This is a genomic window from Nocardioides sp. 1609 (assembly GCF_004522105.1).
GTDB lineage: Bacteria > Actinomycetota > Actinomycetes > Propionibacteriales > Nocardioidaceae > Nocardioides.
Genome location: NZ_SPUJ01000003.1, coordinates 434211 through 450555 on the forward strand (window position 1 = coordinate 434211; position 16345 = coordinate 450555).

The 16345-nt window shown below is 72.0% G+C and carries 11 protein-coding genes; 2 read left to right on the forward strand and 9 right to left on the reverse strand.

What is annotated here, in order from left to right; all coding sequences use genetic code 11:
* Window positions 1–34: 34 nt before the first annotated feature.
* Window positions 35–1195, reverse strand: coding sequence for a site-2 protease family protein (locus tag E4623_RS08315; protein WP_134766038.1), 1161 nt, complete (start codon window positions 1193–1195; stop codon window positions 35–37).
* A gap of 1032 nt (window positions 1196–2227) precedes the next feature.
* Between E4623_RS08315 and E4623_RS08320 the strand changes: the two genes are divergently transcribed.
* On the forward strand, window positions 2228–3172 hold the full coding sequence (locus tag E4623_RS08320) for a PD-(D/E)XK nuclease family protein (protein ID WP_134766039.1): 945 nt from the start codon (window positions 2228–2230) through the stop codon (window positions 3170–3172).
* Here E4623_RS08320 and E4623_RS08325 read toward each other — a convergent pair.
* The 7 genes from E4623_RS08325 to metH all read right to left on the reverse strand — a co-directional run bounded on the left by E4623_RS08325 (window position 3130) and on the right by metH (window position 13860).
* Window positions 3130–4482, reverse strand: coding sequence for an ABC transporter ATP-binding protein (locus tag E4623_RS08325; RefSeq protein WP_134766040.1), 1353 nt, complete (start codon window positions 4480–4482; stop codon window positions 3130–3132). The two genes, E4623_RS08320 and E4623_RS08325, sit on opposite strands and share 43 nt — an antisense overlap.
* On the reverse strand, window positions 4466–5533 hold the full coding sequence (locus E4623_RS08330) for an ABC transporter ATP-binding protein (RefSeq protein WP_134766041.1): 1068 nt from the start codon (window positions 5531–5533) through the stop codon (window positions 4466–4468). Before E4623_RS08330 ends, E4623_RS08325 begins: the two co-directional genes overlap by 17 nt.
* The gene (locus tag E4623_RS08335) at window positions 5530–6471 is read right to left on the reverse strand and encodes an ABC transporter permease (protein WP_134766042.1); all 942 of its coding nucleotides are present in this window, start codon (window positions 6469–6471) and stop codon (window positions 5530–5532) included. Before E4623_RS08335 ends, E4623_RS08330 begins: the two co-directional genes overlap by 4 nt.
* Complete coding sequence (locus E4623_RS08340; RefSeq protein WP_134766043.1) at window positions 6471–7499, reverse strand: ABC transporter permease; 1029 nt, start codon at window positions 7497–7499, stop codon at window positions 6471–6473. The genes E4623_RS08335 and E4623_RS08340 overlap by 1 nt, the downstream gene beginning before the upstream one ends.
* A gap of 133 nt (window positions 7500–7632) precedes the next feature.
* A complete protein-coding gene (locus E4623_RS08345; RefSeq protein ID WP_134766044.1) occupies window positions 7633–9294 on the reverse strand; it encodes an ABC transporter substrate-binding protein in 1662 nt (553 codons plus the stop codon).
* Between the two features lie 157 nt (window positions 9295–9451).
* Entirely contained in the window at window positions 9452–10111 is a 660-nt protein-coding gene (locus tag E4623_RS08350; RefSeq protein WP_245154971.1) for an HAD family phosphatase, read from the reverse strand.
* Window positions 10112–10113: 2 nt separating this feature from the next.
* A complete protein-coding gene (metH, locus tag E4623_RS08355) occupies window positions 10114–13860 on the reverse strand; it encodes a methionine synthase (protein ID WP_134766045.1) in 3747 nt (1248 codons plus the stop codon).
* A gap of 163 nt (window positions 13861–14023) precedes the next feature.
* On the opposite strand from metH, the gene E4623_RS08360 reads away from it, so the two are divergent.
* On the forward strand, window positions 14024–14893 hold the full coding sequence (locus E4623_RS08360; protein WP_134766046.1) for a PAC2 family protein: 870 nt from the start codon (window positions 14024–14026) through the stop codon (window positions 14891–14893).
* 167 nt (window positions 14894–15060) lie between these two features.
* Here E4623_RS08360 and mshC read toward each other — a convergent pair whose 3' ends face one another.
* Entirely contained in the window at window positions 15061–16305 is a 1245-nt protein-coding gene (gene mshC, locus E4623_RS08365; RefSeq protein ID WP_134766047.1) for a cysteine--1-D-myo-inosityl 2-amino-2-deoxy-alpha-D-glucopyranoside ligase, read from the reverse strand.
* Between the last annotated feature and the right edge of the window lie 40 nt (window positions 16306–16345).

Genomic DNA, 16345 nt, shown 5'->3' on the forward strand with positions numbered 1-16345 from the left:
CGGACGGTCCGGGCGGTCCGCCCGGGTCGGTCCGTCAGCCCAGGGCGTCCGGGCGCCCGGGCGACCCGGGCGACCCGGGCCGGACCAGCCGGTCGAGGTCGCGCAGCGCCAGGACCCCACGGAGCGCGCCGCCGGCGTCCACCAGCAGGTACGCCGCCGCGGGCCGATGCCGGACCGCCGAGAGCAGCGCGTCGCCGCTCACGTCGACCGCGAGGCAGAGCCCGTCGTCGAGTGGCTCGGCGAGGGAGGCCGTCGCGACCCAGGGCCGTCGCTCGGCCGGGGTGGACTCGACGCCGGCGTCCGGCACCAGTCCGAGCGGTCGGCCGGTGGCGTCGACGGTGACGATGCCCCCGGCGTGGATCTCGGCGGCCCGGCGCAGGGCCTCCGCGAGCGGCAGGTCGGGGGGCACGGTGAGCGCGGGGCGGGCCAGGTCGGCGAGGACGACGTCGCCGAGGCGCAGCCGCATCCGGTTCACCGCGATCTCGTTCGTGGCCACCGTCCACAGCAGCAGGGCGAGGGCGCCGCAGACGAGGAAGTCCGACAGCCCCGGCGGGGTCCCGAGGACTGGTTGACGCAGCGCCGGGGCGAGCAGCAGCAGCACCGCGGTGACCCGGCCGCCCCACGCGGCGGCGAGGGCGCCGCGGCGCGGTGACCCGACGATTCGCCAGGCGACGGCCTTGACCATCCGGCCACCGTCGAGGGGCGGGGCGGGGACGAGGTCGAGCAGGCCGAGGACGAGGTTGGCGACGACGAGGGCCTCCAGCGCGAGGGCGAGCACGCCGTCGTCGACGACCACGCGGCAGCCCAGTGCGGCCAGGCCGAGGGCGAGCGACGCCAGCGGCCCGACGACGGCCGTCGCGAACTCCTCGCCCGGCGTGCGCGCCTCCCCCTCGACCGCGGTGCGGCCGCCGGTCACGCTCAGCGCGACCGACGACACCCGGTGGCCGTAGCGGCGCGCGACGGCCGCGTGCGCGCCCTCGTGCACCAAGGCGGCGGCGTACACCAGGACGCCGACCAGCGCTCCGGTCGCGTAGGCCCACGCCCCCAGCCCGGGGACGACGTCCTCGGCACGGGGTGCGAACGCGACGGCCAGCAACCCGACGACGATCAGGCAGGACGCCGACACCAGCACCGGCACGCCGCCCACGACGGCGAGCCGCACGCTCCCGCGAGGTCGTGCACCACCGTCCGACATACTCGAACCGTAGTGCGGCGCCCCACCGGCACCCCGCTGGCGGCCGGACCGAGTCGAGACCCCCGCACCCCACCAGGTCTCGACTCGCGGTGACTCCGTCCCCGCGGCTCGACCACCGGAACCCGCCACACCGCTGGTCGGAGCGCGCCGCCCGTTGGTCGAGCCGGCGAGCACCAGCGAGCCGAGTCGAGACCACCCCACCCCGCGAGGGTCTCGACTCGCGGTGACTCCGTCCCCGCGGCTCGACCACCGGAACACCCCGTTGGTCGGAGCGCCCCCGTCGGTCGGAGCCCCCGTTGGTCGAGCCGGCGAGCGTCAGCGAGCCGAGTCGAGACCACCCCACCCACCAGGTCTCGACTCGCGGTGACTCCGTCCCCGCGGCTCGACCACCGGAACGCCCCACACCGCTGGTCGAGCCGGCGAGCGCCAGCGAGCCGAGTCGAGACCACCCCACCCCGCGAGGTCTCGACTCGCGGTGACTCCGTCCCCGCGGCTCGACCACCGGAACGCCCCACACCGCTGGTCGAGCCGGCGAGCGCCAGCGAGCCGAGTCGAGACCACCCCACTTGCGAGGGTCTCGACTCGCGGTGACTCCGTCCCCGCGGCTCGACCACCGGAACGCGCCCCTCGTTGGTCGAGCCGGCGAGCGTCAGCGAGCCGAGTCGAGACCACCCCACCCTGCGAGAGTCTCGACTCGCGGTGACTCCGTCCCCGCGGCTCGACCACCGGAACCCGCCACACCGTTGGTCGAGCCGGCGAGCGCCAGCGAGCCGAGTCGAGACCACCCCACCCGCGAGGTCTCGACTCGCGGTGACTCCGTCCCCGCGGCTCGACCACCGGAACGCGCCACACCGCTGGTCGAGCCGGCGAGCGCCAGCGAGCCGAGTCGAGACCACCCCACCCGCGAGGTCTCGACTCGCGGTGACTCCGTCCCCGCGGCTCGACCAACGGAGCGAGACCACCCCACCCCGCGAGGTGTCGGCTCGTGGCGACTCCCGACCGGCTGTCCGTGCCGCCGCCTACGCTGGCGTCATGGGCATCACGGCGACCGGCACCGGCGCGGTCGACCGAGCGTCGCCGGCCGAGCGCCTCTCGACCAAGGTCGACGGCGTCGACGTCCTCGGTGCGCTGTCGCCGAGCCGGGCGGCGGACTTCCTCAGCTGTCCGCTGCTCTACCGGTTCCGCACCGTCGACCGGCTCCCGGAGCCGCCGTCGGTCGACGCGATGCGGGGCACCGTGGTGCACCAGGTCCTCGAGGACATCTTCGACCTGCCCGCCGTCGAGCGGACGCCCGAGCGGGCGCAGGAGATGGTGGCGCAGGTGTGGGAGCAGATCCTGCTCGACCACCCGGAGGCCGCCCTGATGTTCGCCGGCCCCGCCCCCGACGCCGCCCAGTGGCTGGTGAGCTGCCGCGACTCCGTGCGCCGCTGGTACGACCTCGAGGACCCGCGCCGCCTCGAGCCCGCCGAGCGTGAGCTGTACGTCGAGGCGCTGCTCGAGTCCAAGCTGCTGCTGCGCGGGTTCATCGACCGGGTCGACGAGGCCCCCGACGGTGCACTGCGACTCAACGACTACAAGACGGGCAAGGCCCCGCGCGAGGGATTCGAGAGCCGCCCGCTCTTCCAGCTCCGGTTCTACGCGCTGGCGCTGTGGCGCAGCCGCGGCGTCGTGCCCCGGATGCTCCAGCTGGTCTACCTCGGCAGCGGCGAGGTGATCACCTACGAGCCCGACGAGCACGACCTGCTCGCGACCGAGCGCAAGGTCGAGGCCGTCTGGCGCGCGATCACCCACGCCCAGCAGACCGGCGACTGGCAGCCGCAGCGCGGTCCCCTGTGCGGTTGGTGCGCCCACCGGGCGATCTGCCCGGCCTGGGGCGGCACTCCCCCGCCCCTGCCCGAGCCGACCGTCGGCGAGGCCGGCTCCCCCGGGGTGCCTCAGTCCGAGGCTGCGGTGTCCGAGCCGGCGCCGTCCGGGTAGAGCACGCACGCCACGTCGACGCCGCCGGCGCGGCGCAACGCCGGGTCGACACCCTCCTCGAACTCCACGACGACCTTCGAGCCGTCGGACTCCATCGACCGGACGCCGTTCCAGAGCGGCTCGTCGGGGTTCTCGGCGCGCACGCCCTCCATCAGCGCCAGGACGGCGGCGGGGTCGCCCTTGCCGAGGGTCGCCCTCTTCGACGGCGCGTCGAGGTGGTCGAGGTCGCCGACGAGTCGTCGCTCGGTGTCGAAGTCGGCGCCGCGCTCGGTCCAGTGCTGGTCCAGGACGACGCGCAGGTCGCGCGACTCCCAGCCGCACGCCGCCACCGCCTCGGGGCAGCGGGGGTGGAACGAGCAGCCCAGCGGCGGCTCGGCGGCGTCCGGGATCTCGCCGCGCGGGAGGTCGCGCGGCAGCATCCGCTCGGGGTCGGGGTCGGGGATCGCCTTGAGCAGCGCCTTCGTGTACGGGTGGCGGGGGTTCGCGAAGATCTCCTCGGTCGGCCCGATCTCGACGACCCGCCCCAGGTACATGATCGCGATCCGGTCGCAGAAGTACTTCGCGCTCGCCAGGTCGTGGGTGATGTAGACGTAGCTGAGCCCGAGGTCGCGCTTCAGGTCGAGCATCAGCTGCAGGATCTTGGCCCGCACGCTCATGTCGAGCATCGAGATCGGCTCGTCGGCCACGAGCACCTCCGGGTCGAGGATGATCGCCCGGGCGATGACCGCGCGCTGCTTCTGCCCCCCCGACAGGTCGGAGGGGTACTTCGAGGCGAACCGCTCGACCGGCGCGAGCCCGACCCGCTCGAGGGCCTCGTGGACCCGGCGTCGGAGCTCGGCGCCGCGGGCGATCTTGTGGACGACGAGCGGGTGCCCGACGGCCTGCTCGATCGTCATCGACGGGTTGAGCGCCGCGCTGGGGTCCTGGAAGACCATCTGGACGTCGGTGCGGAGCCGGCGGAGCTCGGCGCCCTTCATGTGCGACACCAGCCGCTCGCCGTCGCGTCCGCGGTAGGTGATCGAGCCCTGGGTCGACGGTGCCAGGCCGAGCAGCGCCCGCCCGAGGGTCGTCTTGCCGCTCCCGGACTCGCCGACGACGCCGAGGACCTCGCCGCGGTGCAGCTGCACGGTGACGCCGTCGAGCGCCTTGACGGTGCGGGTGCGGAGCCCGAGCACGCGGGCCAGGGCACCACCCTGCAGCCGGTAGTGGACCTCGAGTCCGTCGGTCTCGATGACGGGGCCGGGCGGCACGTCGTCGCCGGGTCCGGCGTCCTCCTGGGACAGGTCGGGTGACTCAGGCTTCGTCGGCAACGGAGATCGCCTCTCTCGGGAGCGGGCGGCGGGCGTCCTCGTCGAGGGTGCGCCCGTGGGCGACCTCGGCAGCCCAGCACGCCGCCCGGACGCCGCCGGGCAGGTCCCGGACCGGCGGCTCGGTGGTCGCACAGATCTGCATGGCGTCGGGGCACCGGGGGTGGAAGTGGCACCCGCTCGGCGGGTCGGTCAGGTCGGGAGGAGCGCCGTCGATGAAGTTCAGCCCGGTCGTGGACAGGGAGATCGTCGAGCGCAGCAGCTCCCGGGTGTAGGAGTGCTGCGGGTTCGAGAAGACCTCCCGCGCCGGGCCGATCTCCACGACCTTGCCGGCGTACATCACCGCGACGCGGTCGCACGCCTCGGCGACGATCCCGAGGTTGTGGGTGATCAGCAGCATCGAGGTGTCGTAGGTCGCGCGCAGGTTGTGCAGGATCCGGATGATCTGGGCCTCGACGAGCACGTCGAGCGCGGTGGTCGGCTCGTCGGCGACGACGAACGCCGGGCGCAGCACCAGCGCCAGCGCGATCATGATCCGCTGCCGCATGCCGCCGGAGAACTCGTGCGGGTAGGCCCGGAACCGGGTGGGCGGGATCCCCATGACCCGCAGCGCCTCGAGGGAGCGCTGCTCCACGTCGGCCTTGCTGATCCGGCGCTCGTGGGCGCGCAGGGTCTCGGCGAAGTGGTCGCTGATCCGCATCATCGGGTTCAGTCGCGTCAGCGGCTCCTGGAAGATCATCCCGAGCTCGCTGCCGCGCATCCGGTACTGCTCCCTGCGGCGCAGGGTCAGCATGTCCTTGCCGCGGAAGCGCAGCTCGCCGTCGCGGGCGGCACCCTCGGGCAGCAGGCCGAGGAGGCCGCGTCCCAGCGTCGACTTGCCGCAGCCGGACTCCCCGACCAGCCCGAGGATCTCGCCGGGTCGCAGGTCGAAGGTGACGCCGTCGACGGCGCGGACGGGTCCGCGGTCGGTGCCGTACCAGACCCGCAGGTCGCGCACCTCGAGCACCGGGCCGCCCGGCCTCGCCGGGGTCTGGTCCTTGGTCAGGCTCGTCATCGGACGACCTCCGGGTCGGTGGTGTCGCGGGGCGGGAGGGTCACCTTCTGGAGCCGGCGACGACGCAGCGCCGGGTTGAGGGTCTCGTTGAGGCCCTCCCCCACGAGCGTGAGGCCGGTGACGAGCAGGATGATCGCCAGCCCGGGCCACAGCGCGGGGGCGAAGTTGCCGGCCGAGACGTCGTCGAGGGCGCGGCTGAGGTCGTAGCCCCAGTCGGAGGCCTCGTTGGGGGCGATCCCGAGCCCCAGGAACCCGAGGGCGGCCAGCGTGCCGAGGGCATCGGCGGCGTTCAGGGTGCCGATCACGGGGACCGACTGCACGACGTTGCCGAACAGGTACTTCCGCATGATCGTGGCCGGCTTCGCACCGATCGCCTTGGCGGCCTCGACGTAGGTGGCCTCGCGCGCGGCGACCGTGGTGTTGCGCACCACGCGGTAGTACTGCGGGATGTAGATGGCCGTCAGCGACAGTGCCGCCGCGACGATGCCACCGCCGATCCGCTCGCGCAGCATGAACGAGAAGACGATCGCGAGCAGCAGGGACGGGAACGAGTACAGCGCGTCCATCAGGAACAGCGTGATCCGGTCGAACCAGCCGCCGACGTAGCCGGAGACCAGGCCGAGCAGCACGCCGACGATGGCCGACAGCACGATCGACAGCAGGACGACGAGCACCGCCGTCCGGGCGCCCCAGACGACACGCGAGTAGATGTCGTAGAACTGGTCGTTGGTCCCGAGCCAGTGGTCGCCGGACGGCGACGCGAGCTTGGGGAACTTCACCCCGTCGACCTTGGTCTGGTTGAAGTCGTAGGGCGCGATCCACGGCGCGCACAGGGCGAACAGCAGGAAGACCGCGGTGATCAGGACGCCGACGAGCAGGATCCACCGGGCCATGCCCTTGGTGTTCCAGATCGTGGAGACGAAGCGGGGAGCGCGCATCAGTACCTCACTCGCGGGTCGACGAGGGCGTTGAGGATGTCGACGAGCAGGCTGACCACCACGATCGCCAGGGCGAAGAAGGTGACCAGCCCCTGGATCGCGATGTAGTCGCGCGCGGTGATGTAGTCGACGAGGGTGTCGCCCAGGCCCGGCCAGTTGAACGTCCGCTCGGTGAGGATCGCTCCGGAGAGCGTGAGCGCGAACTGGAGGCCGATGACGGTGATCACCGGGACCAGCGCGTTGCGGAACGCGTGCTTGCGGATGACCTGGCGCTCGGGGATGCCGCGGGCGCGCGCGGCCTCGACGTAGTCGTCGCCGAGGGTGCGGATCAGGTTGACCCGGACGAGCCGGATGATCACGCCCGAGAGCAGCAGGCCGAGCGTGAAGCACGGCAGCACGTGGTGCTGGAGGATGTCGACGATCGAGATCCGGTCGTTGGCGATGATCGCGTCGAGCAGCAGGATGCCGGTCTTGTCCGGCACGTAGAAGATGGTCTCCGGGTCGGCGATGCCGAACGTCGGCCACCCCGGCACGTACTTGACGACGAGTCCGACCAGCATCAGCCCGACCCAGAACACCGGAGCGGCGTAGGAGACGACGCCGAAGAGCCGGATGCCTGCGTCCAGCGGGGTGTCGCGGCGCCGGCCGGCGACCCGACCGAGCGGGATGCCGATCAGGCAGGCGAAGAGGAACGCGCCCACGGTGAGCGTCAGGGTCGCGCCGCCCTGGGCCTGGATGATCTCCAGGACCGGACGGCGGTCGCTGATGGTGGTGCCGAAGTCGAACCGGGCCGCGTCGCCGAGGTACTCGAGGTACTGCACGATCATCGGGCGGTCGAGGCCGAGCGCGGCGCGCCGGGCGTCGAGCTCCTCGGGGCCGAGCTTGTCGCCGACGGCAGCGGTGACCGGGTCACCGGGCGCCACCCGCAGCAGCAGGAAGACGAGGGTCAGCAGCACCCACATCATCGGGATGACCAGCAGCAGCCGGACGAGGATGTAGCGGGGCAGTGACCCGGACGCGGCGCTCATGGGCCTCCTGTCGGGACCGGGACCGGTTTCGGTCGCGGTGGGTGGGTGGGACAGCCGCCGGACGACGTGCGGCCGGGGGCGTCAGCGATGCAGGCTGCCGACGCCCCCGACCGGTCCGGACCGGCGAGCGGGGTCACTCGCCCTTGCTGATCCCCCAGAAGCGGAAGATGTAGGTCGGGTCGAGGGTCTCCTCGACGCCGCTCATCTTGCTCGTCGCCACGGCGACGTTCTGACCGTTCCACGACGGGATCAGCGGGACGTCGTTGGCGGTGATGTCCTGCAGCTGGGCGATCTGCTCGTCGCGGGTCGCGGTGTCGGTCTCACCGAGCTCCTGGTCGAGCAGCGAGTTGACCTCGGGGTTCGAGTAGCCGTTCTCGAAGAACCCACCGTCGCGGATGAACGGCGTCAGGTAGTTGTCGGCGTCCAGGATGTCGGGGTACCAGCCGAGGATGAAGAGGTCGTAGGCGCCCTCCTTGTAGAGCGTCTGGTACTCCTCCCACTCGGCGTCGGCGAGCTCGACCTCGAACAGGCCGCTCTCGTTGAGCTGGTCGGCGAACTCGGTGGCCTCGTCGACGGCGTTGGGGCCGTAGTGGGTCGGGGTGTAGCCGAGGGTGATCTTCACCGGGGTGGTCACGCCGGCCTCGTCGAGGATGGCCTTGGCCGCCTCGACGTCGGGAGCGTCGCCGTAGACCTCGCTGAAGGAGTCCTTCTGACCGGCGAAGCCGGGCGGGACGATCGACAGCGACGGCGTGACGGTGCCGTCGTAGGCGTTGTCGGCGATGGCCTGGCGGTCGATCAGCTGCGCCGAGGCCTGGCGGACGGCGACGTCCTTGCCCGGACCGCCCTTGCCGGTCTGCCACACCCAGTAGCGGAACTCGGATCCCTCGCCGCGCAGCACGTCGACCGTGCCCTCCTCCTCGAGGGAGTTCAGGTCGGTCGGGCTGAGCGTGCGCCACGCGATGTCGACCTGCTCGGAGGCGATCGCGGTGCGCAGGGCGGCCGGGTCGCTGAAGTAGGTGACGAAGATCTGCGGCGCCGCACCGGCCCGCTCGCCTTCGTAGCTCTCGTTGGCGACGAGCACGGCCTGCTCGCCCTTCTTGAAGGACTCGAGCGCGTAGGGACCGGAGCCGATCACGGCGTCGTCGGCGGCCAGGGCGTCGGCCGGGAACGACTCCTCGTCGACGATGGACGTCGTCGCGGTCGACAGCAGCTTGAGGAAGGTGGTGTCGGGCTGGTTGAGGTGGAAGACCACCGTCAGGTCGTCGGGCGTCTCGATCGCACCGTCGGCCAGCGCCTGGTTCTCGGCGTCGCCGTTGCTGATCGAGCCGAGCAGGACCGAGGACCCGTTGGGGTCGTTGATCTCGAGGTTGCGCTGGAGCGAGAAGAGGACGTCGGACGACGTCAGCTCGTTGCCGTTGGAGAACGTCAGGCCCTCGCGCAGGGTGCAGGTGATGGTCTCCGGGTCGTCGTAGTCGCACGACTCGGCGGCGTCACCGACGGGCTCGTCGGCGCCGGCGGGGATCGTGAGGAGCTGCTCGAAGATGTTGTACTGCATGTTCCAGGAGCCGAAGTCGTAGGAGCCGGCCGGGTCCATGGCGGTGACGGACTCGGTGGTGCCGAGCGTCCACGGTGCGCTGGAGCCGGCGTCGCCGGACCCGCCCCCGCTGTCTCCGCTGTTGCCGCTGTTGCCGCTGTTGCCGCTGTCGGTCTCCCGCTCGCCGTCACCGCACGCGGCGAGGGTGACGATCAGGGCACTGGCACCGGCGAGTGCCAGGAGCTTGCGTGGGCGATTCACGTTGCGTCGACCTCCAGGGGGTGTGAGCAGAACCCCGGCAACGTACTCCCCCCGCGTCACCCGCGTCACCCTCGCCGACGCCTCACCGGGTCGCGAATTGACAACAATCCGTCTTGCCGGCGCCGGGAGGGGCCGCAGCATCTCCGGTCGGGCGCGCTCAGACCGGCAGGAGGTACGCCGCCAGGTCGGTCACGGCGAGGTCGGCGAGGGTGTCGGCGAAGACTCTCCGCTCCCCCGGTCCGACCGGCACGTGGTGGGGGACGACGAGCACGGTGCACCCGGCGGCCTCGGCCGAGCGGGCGCCGGTCGGCGAGTCCTCGATGGCCAGGCAGTCGCCGGCGTCCACGCCGAGCAGCCGGGCCGCGGTGAGGTAGGGCTCGGGGTCGGGCTTGCCGCGGCTGACCTGGTCGCCGGTGACGACGACCTGGAAGGAGCCGGCCGGCAGGTGCTCGAGGATCGGGACGACGAAGCGCTCGTAGGACATCGTCACCAGCGCGCACGGCACACCGTCGGCGCGCAGCGACGCGAGGAGCTCGCGCCCGCCCGGGCGCCACGGCACCTCCTGCGCGACCAGCCGGACGACGCCGTCGAGCATCATCTCAACGATCTCCTCGGCCGGCAGGTCGAGCGGCATGTGCTCGCGGATGAAGCGACCCGAGGCGAGCAGGTCGCTGCCGACCAGCTCGAGGGCGAGCTCGTGGCTCCACGTGCCGCCGTGCCGCTCGGCCATCTCGAACTGGGTCCGGATCCAGTAGGGCTCGGTGTCGACCAGGGTGCCGTCCATGTCCCACAGCACGGCCGCGGGTCGCGTCGTCACGCTCAGTCCTCCGGCTCGTAGCCCAGGTTGGGTGAGAGCCAGCGCTCGGCCTCGGCCACCGTCCATCCCTTGCGGGCGGCGTAGTCGGCGACCTGGTCGCGGCCGAGGCGGCCGACGACGAAGTACTGCGACTGCGGGTGGCTGAAGTACCAGCCCGACACCGAGGCGCCCGGCCACATCGCCATCGACTCGGTGAGGGTGATGCCGGTCGCGGCCTCGACGTCGAGGAGGTCCCACAGGGTGAGCTTCTCGGTGTGGTCGGGGCAGGCGGGGTAGCCCGGCGCGGGGCGGATGCCGTCGTACTTCTCGGCGATCAGGTCGGCGTTGCTGAGCTGCTCGTCGGGCACGTGGCCCCAGAACTCGGTGCGGACCCGCTGGTGCAGCCGCTCCGCGAACGCCTCCGCGAGCCGGTCGGCCAGCGACTCCAGCAGGATCGCGCTGTAGTCGTCGAGGTCGTCCTTGAACGCCTGGACGCGCGCCGGCAGGCCGATGCCGGTCGTCACGGCGAAGCCACCGACGTGGTCGGCCACCCCGGCGTCCGCGGGCGCGACGAAGTCGCCGAGCGACTTGTGCGGGATGCCCTGGCGGTGCTCGCCCTGCTGACGCAGGTGGTGCAGGACGGCGCGCACCTCGGTGCGGTCGTCGTCGGCGTACACGAGGGTGTCGTCACGGCAGTCGGGGTCGGCGGCCGCGGGCAGGAAGCCGTAGACGCCGCGGGCGGTGACCCACTTCTCGGCGATCATCCGGTCGAGCATGACCTGCGCGTCGTCGTAGAGCCTGCGTGCCGCCTCGCCCGCACTGGGGCTGTTGAGGATGTCGGGGAACTTGCCCTTCATCTCCCAGGCGTTGAAGAACGGCTGCCAGTCGATGTAGTCGCGCAGCTCGGCGATGTCGTAGTCGTCGAGCACGTGGATGCCGGGCTGCTTCGGGCTGGGCGGCACGTACGTCGTCCAGTCGACCGGCGTCGCGTCGGCCCTGGCCGCGTCGAAGGAGATCAGCTTGCGGTCGCCCTTGTTGGCGTGCCGGGCGCGCAGCGCGTCGTAGTCGGTCTTCACGTCGGCCATCAGCGTCACGCGCTTGGTCTCGTGGAGCAGCGCGGCCGCGGTCGGGACGGAGCGCGAGGCGTCCTTGACCCAGACGACCGGGCCGTCGTAGCGCGGGTCGACCTTGACGGCCGTGTGGGCGCGCGACGTCGTCGCGCCGCCGATCAGGAGCGGGATCGTCAGGCCCTGGCGCTGCATCTCGGTGGCCAGGTTGACCATCTCGTCGAGCGAGGGGGTGATCAGGCCGGAGAGCCCGATGATGTCGGCCTGCACCTCCGCGGCGGTGTCGAGGATCTTCTGCGCCGGCACCATCACGCCGAGGTCGATGACCTCGTAGTTGTTGCACTGCAGCACCACGCCGACGATGTTCTTGCCGATGTCGTGGACGTCGCCCTTGACGGTCGCCATCACGATGGTGCCGTTGGTCTCCTTGTCGCTGGTCGCGACCCCGCCGGCCGCGACGAAGTCGGCCTTCTCCTGCTCGATGAACGGGATCAGGTAGGCGACGGCCTTCTTCATCACCCGCGCGGACTTCACGACCTGCGGCAGGAACATCTTGCCGGCGCCGAACAGGTCGCCGACGACGTTCATGCCGTCCATCAGCGGGCCCTCGATGACCTCGATCGGCCGGCCACCGCGCTCGGCGATCTCCCGGCGCAGCTGCTCGGTGTCGGACTCGACGTGGGCGTCGAGGCCCTTCACCAGGGCGTGGGTGATCCGCTCGCCGACGGGCAGCTCGCGCCACTCCTCGGTGGCCGCCTCGACGACCTGGCCCACCTTGTTGTGGGCCTCGGCGATCTCGAGGAGCCGCTCGGCGGCGTCGGGGCGACGGTTGAGGACGACGTCCTCGATCCGCTCGCGCAGCTCGGGCTCGACCTGGTCGTAGACGACCAGCGCCCCGGCGTTGACGATGCCCATGTCGAGGCCGGCCTCGATCGCGTGGAACAGGAAGACGGCGTGGATCGCCTCGCGCACCGGGTTGTTGCCCCGGAACGAGAAGCTCACGTTGGAGATGCCGCCGGACACCTTCGCGCCGGGCAGGTTCTGCTTGATCCAGCGGGTGGCCTCGATGAAGTCCAGGCCGTAGGAGGCGTGCTCCTCGATGCCGGTCGCGACGGCGAAGACGTTCGGGTCGAAGATGATGTCCTCGGCCGGGAAGCCGACCTCGTCGACCAGGATCCGGTAGGCCCGCTCGCAGATGGCCTTGCGGCGCTCGAGGTTGTCGGCCTGGCCGTCCTCGTCGAAGGCCATCACGACCGCGGCGGCGCCGTACTTCCGGACCAGCTGCGCCTGCTCGCGGAACTTCTCCTCGCCCTCCTTCATGGAGATCGAGTTGACGATGGCCTTGCCCTGGACGTTCTTCAGGCCGGCCTCGATGACCTCCCACTTGGAGGAGTCGACCATCACCGGGACCCGGCTGATGTCGGGCTCGCTGGCGATCAGCTTGGTGAAGCGGTCCATGGCCGCGACGCCGTCGATCATGCCCTCGTCCATGTTGACGTCGATGACCTGCGCGCCGTTCTCGACCTGCTGGGAGGCCACCGCGAGGGCGGCGTCGTAGTCGCCGTCCTTGATGAGGTTGCGGAACTTCGCCGAGCCGGTGATGTTGGTGCGCTCGCCGACGTTCACGAACAGGCTGGACTCGTCGATGGTGAACGGCTCGAGCCCCGACAGGCGCATGGCCGGCTGGACGACGGCGCGCTCGCGGCGGGTCTTGCCCTCGACCGCGCCCGCGATCGCGGCGATGTGGTCGGGCGTGGTGCCGCAGCAGCCGCCGGCCAGGTTGACGAACCCGGCGTCCGCGAACTCGGCGAGCATCGCCGCGGTCTCCTCGGGCGACTCGTCGTACTCACCGAAGGCGTTGGGCAGCCCGGCGTTCGGGTAGCAGGACACGAAGGTGTCGGCCAGCCGGCTCATCTCGGCGATGTAGGGGCGCATGTCCTTGGCCCCGAGCGCGCAGTTGAGGCCCACGGCGAGCGGCCGGGCGTGGCGCACGGAGTCCCAGAAGGCCTCGGTCACCTGGCCCGACAGGGTGCGGCCGGACGCGTCGGTGATGGTGCCGGAGATCACGACCGGCCAGCGACGCCCCTGCTCCTCGAAGAGGGTCTCGACGGCGAAGATCGCGGCCTTGGCGTTGAGGGTGTCGAAGATGGTCTCGATGAAGATCAGGTCGGACCCGCCGTCGACCAGTCCGCGCGCCGCCTCCAGGTACGCCGCCACCAGGTCGTCCCACGAGACGTTGCGGGCGCCGGGGTCGTTGACGTCGGGGCTGATCGAGGCGGTGCGCGTCGTCGGGCCGAGCGCGCCGGCGACGTAGCGCGGCCGGCCGGTCTCCTCGGCGACCTCGTCGGCGACCCGGCGCGCCAGGCGCGCGGCCTCGACGTTCAGCTCGCGGGCCAGGTCCTGCATGCCGTAGTCGGCCAGCGAGACCCGGTTCGCGTTGAAGGTGTTGGTCTCGATCATGTCGGCGCCGGCCTCGAGGTACTCGCGGTGGATGCCGGCGATGATGTCGGGCTGGGTGAGCGTCAGGAGGTCGTTGTTGCCCTGCAGGTCGCTCGGCCAGTCGGCGAACCGGTCGCCGCGGTAGCCGGCCTCGGAGGGGCGGTCGCGCTGGATCGCCGTCCCCATGGCGCCGTCGAGCACCACGATCCGTTCCTGCAGCAGCGCAGTCAGCTCGTCGGTGGCGTCGGGACGCAGGTCGGACAACGGCTCTCCTCGTGATGGCTCGGACTACGAGCATGCGGTGCGCCGTCCGGGTCGTGGACAGCCTGCCCAAATCGTGACACCGGCGCCGAACACCGCGAAATCCCCGCGACGTCTCCACGGTCGGTCTCCAGGACAACGCCGCTCCCCCTTATAGGCTTCCCGGGTGATCGAGATCGACGAGACGTCCGACCTGGTGGCACCCCTGGTGATCGCCGCCTTCGAGGGCTGGAACGACGCCGCGGACGCGGCCTCGTCGGTCATCGACCACCTGGTCGAGGTCTGGAACGCGCGCGTGGTCGGCACCGTCGACCCCGAGGACTTCTACGACTTCCAGGTGAACCGGCCCGCGGTGACCATCGACGACAACGGGCACCGCAAGATCATCTGGCCCACGACGCAGATCGCGATCGCCTCCCCGCCCGACCTCGACCGCGACGTCATCCTGATTCGCGGCATCGAGCCGAGCATGCGGTGGCGCCAGTTCTGCGCCGAGCTGCTCGCGGTGTGCGACGAGCTCGGCGGCGAGCTCGTCGTCACCCTGGGCGCGCTGCTCGCCGACACCCCGCACACCCGGCCGATCCCGGTCTCCGGGACCGCCACCGAGCCCGAGCTGGTCGACCGGCTCAAGCTCGAGCCGTCGACGTACGAGGGGCCGACCGGGATCGTCGGCGTCTTCCAGGACGCGTGCGTGCGGCTCGACGTCCCGGCGGTGTCCTACTGGGCGGCCGTCCCCCACTACGTGGCGCAGCCGCCGTGCCCGAAGGCGACGCTGGCGCTGCTGGGTCAGCTCGAGAACCTCCTCGAGGTCTCGATCCCCCTCCTCGACCTCCCCGACGACGCCCGCGCCTGGGAGCGCGGCGTCGACGAGCTCGCCGAGGAGGACGAGGACATCGCCGAGTACGTCCGCTCCCTCGAGGAGACCCGCGACACCGCCGACCTCCCGGAGGCCTCCGGCGAGGCGATCGCCCGCGAGTTCGAGCGCTACCTCAAGCGGCGCGGCGACGAGCCCGACGTCGGGCCCGGCCCGGCCTGACGGGGGCGGCCGAACGGGGGCGGCCGAACGGGGGCGGCCGGACGGGGGCGGGATTTCCCCGGTCGACCGGGGAAATCTGAACTGGGCGGCCGATATCCCGGCCCCCAAGTTCAGGGATCCCCGGTCGACCGGGGAAATCCCGGGCCGGGGACCGCCGGCGGAGGCGCCTAGAGCAGGACGCCGAGCGCCGCGTCGACGACCGCGACGATCGCGAGGGCGGCGTCGGGGTCGGAGTTGTCGGCGAGACCGTCGGTGCCGAGGGTGGCGGCCACCCAGCCGTCGACGGCGGCCAGGGCGCGCGGGGCGTCCAGGTCGTCGGCCAGGGCGGCGAGCACCTCGGTGACCACCGGCGCGGCCGGGGCGCCGGCGCCGAGGGCGACGGCCTTGCGCCACAGCGCCAGGGCGTCGACGGCGTCGAAGAGCTCGGCGTCGGTCCACTCCCAGTCGCTGCGGACGTGGTGGCGCAGCAGCGCCAGCCGGATCGCCATCGGGTCGATGTCGCTGTTGCGCAGGGCGGAGACGAAGACGAGGTTGCCGCGGGACTTCGACATCTTCTCGCCGTCGTAGCCGACCATGCCGGAGTGGCTGTAGACCTGCGCGAACGGCGTGCCGGGCGTCAGCGTCTGGGCGTGGCCGGCACACATCTCGTGGTGCGGGAAGATCAGGTCGCTGCCGCCGGCCTGGACCTCGAAGCCGGCGCCGAGGTGGTGGCGCGCGATGGCGGCGCACTCGATGTGCCACCCCGGGCGGCCGGGGCCGAACGGGCTGTCCCACGACGGCTCGCCCTCGCGCTCGCCGCGCCAGACGACGCAGTCGAGCGGGTCGCGCTTGCCGGGGGTGTCGGGGTCGCCGCCGCGCTCGCCGAAGAAGCGGAGCATCGTCTCGCGGTCGTAGCCGGACTCCTGACCGAACGCCGGGTCGGCCGCGACCTCGTAGTACAGGTCCTGCCCGACGCGGTAGACCGCACCCGCCGCCTCGAGCTCCTGGATCATCGCCACGGCGAGCGGGATCGACTCGACCGCGCCGACGTAGTGGGCCGGCGGCAGGACACGCAGCGCCTGCATGTCCTGGCGGAACAGCTCGGTCTCCCGCTCGGCCAGCTCGACCCAGTCGATCCGCACCTTCGCGGCCCGCTCGAGCAGCGGGTCGTCGACGTCGGTGACGTTCTGCACGTAGCTGACCTCGTGGCCGGCGTTGCGCCAGGCCCGCAGCAGCAGGTCGTAGCCGACGTAGGTGGCCGCGTGGCCGAGGTGGGTGGCGTCGTAGGGGGTGATGCCGCAGACGTAGAGGCGGGCGACCCCGGTCTCACCCGGACCCACGGTGACGCGGCCCTGGCTGGCGGTGTCGTGCAGGACGACCGCCGGGGCGGTGACGGCGAGGGGCGGGACCTCCGGGGCGGGCCAGGAACGCATGGGGCGAACTCTAGTGACCCGGGAGCCGTCCGCCGCGCGG

Coding starts and splice junctions, on each gene's coding strand:
- mshC (WP_134766047.1), bottom strand. CDS start 16,305: ATGCGTTCCTGGCCCGCCCCGGAGGTCCCGCCCCTCGCCGTCACCGCC.
- E4623_RS08330 (WP_134766041.1), bottom strand. CDS start 5,533: ATGACGAGCCTGACCAAGGACCAGACCCCGGCGAGGCCGGGCGGCCCG.
- E4623_RS08340 (WP_134766043.1), bottom strand. CDS start 7,499: ATGAGCGCCGCGTCCGGGTCACTGCCCCGCTACATCCTCGTCCGGCTG.
- E4623_RS08335 (WP_134766042.1), bottom strand. CDS start 6,471: ATGCGCGCTCCCCGCTTCGTCTCCACGATCTGGAACACCAAGGGCATG.
- E4623_RS08315 (WP_134766038.1), bottom strand. CDS start 1,195: ATGTCGGACGGTGGTGCACGACCTCGCGGGAGCGTGCGGCTCGCCGTC.
- E4623_RS08320 (WP_134766039.1), top strand. CDS start 2,228: ATGGGCATCACGGCGACCGGCACCGGCGCGGTCGACCGAGCGTCGCCG.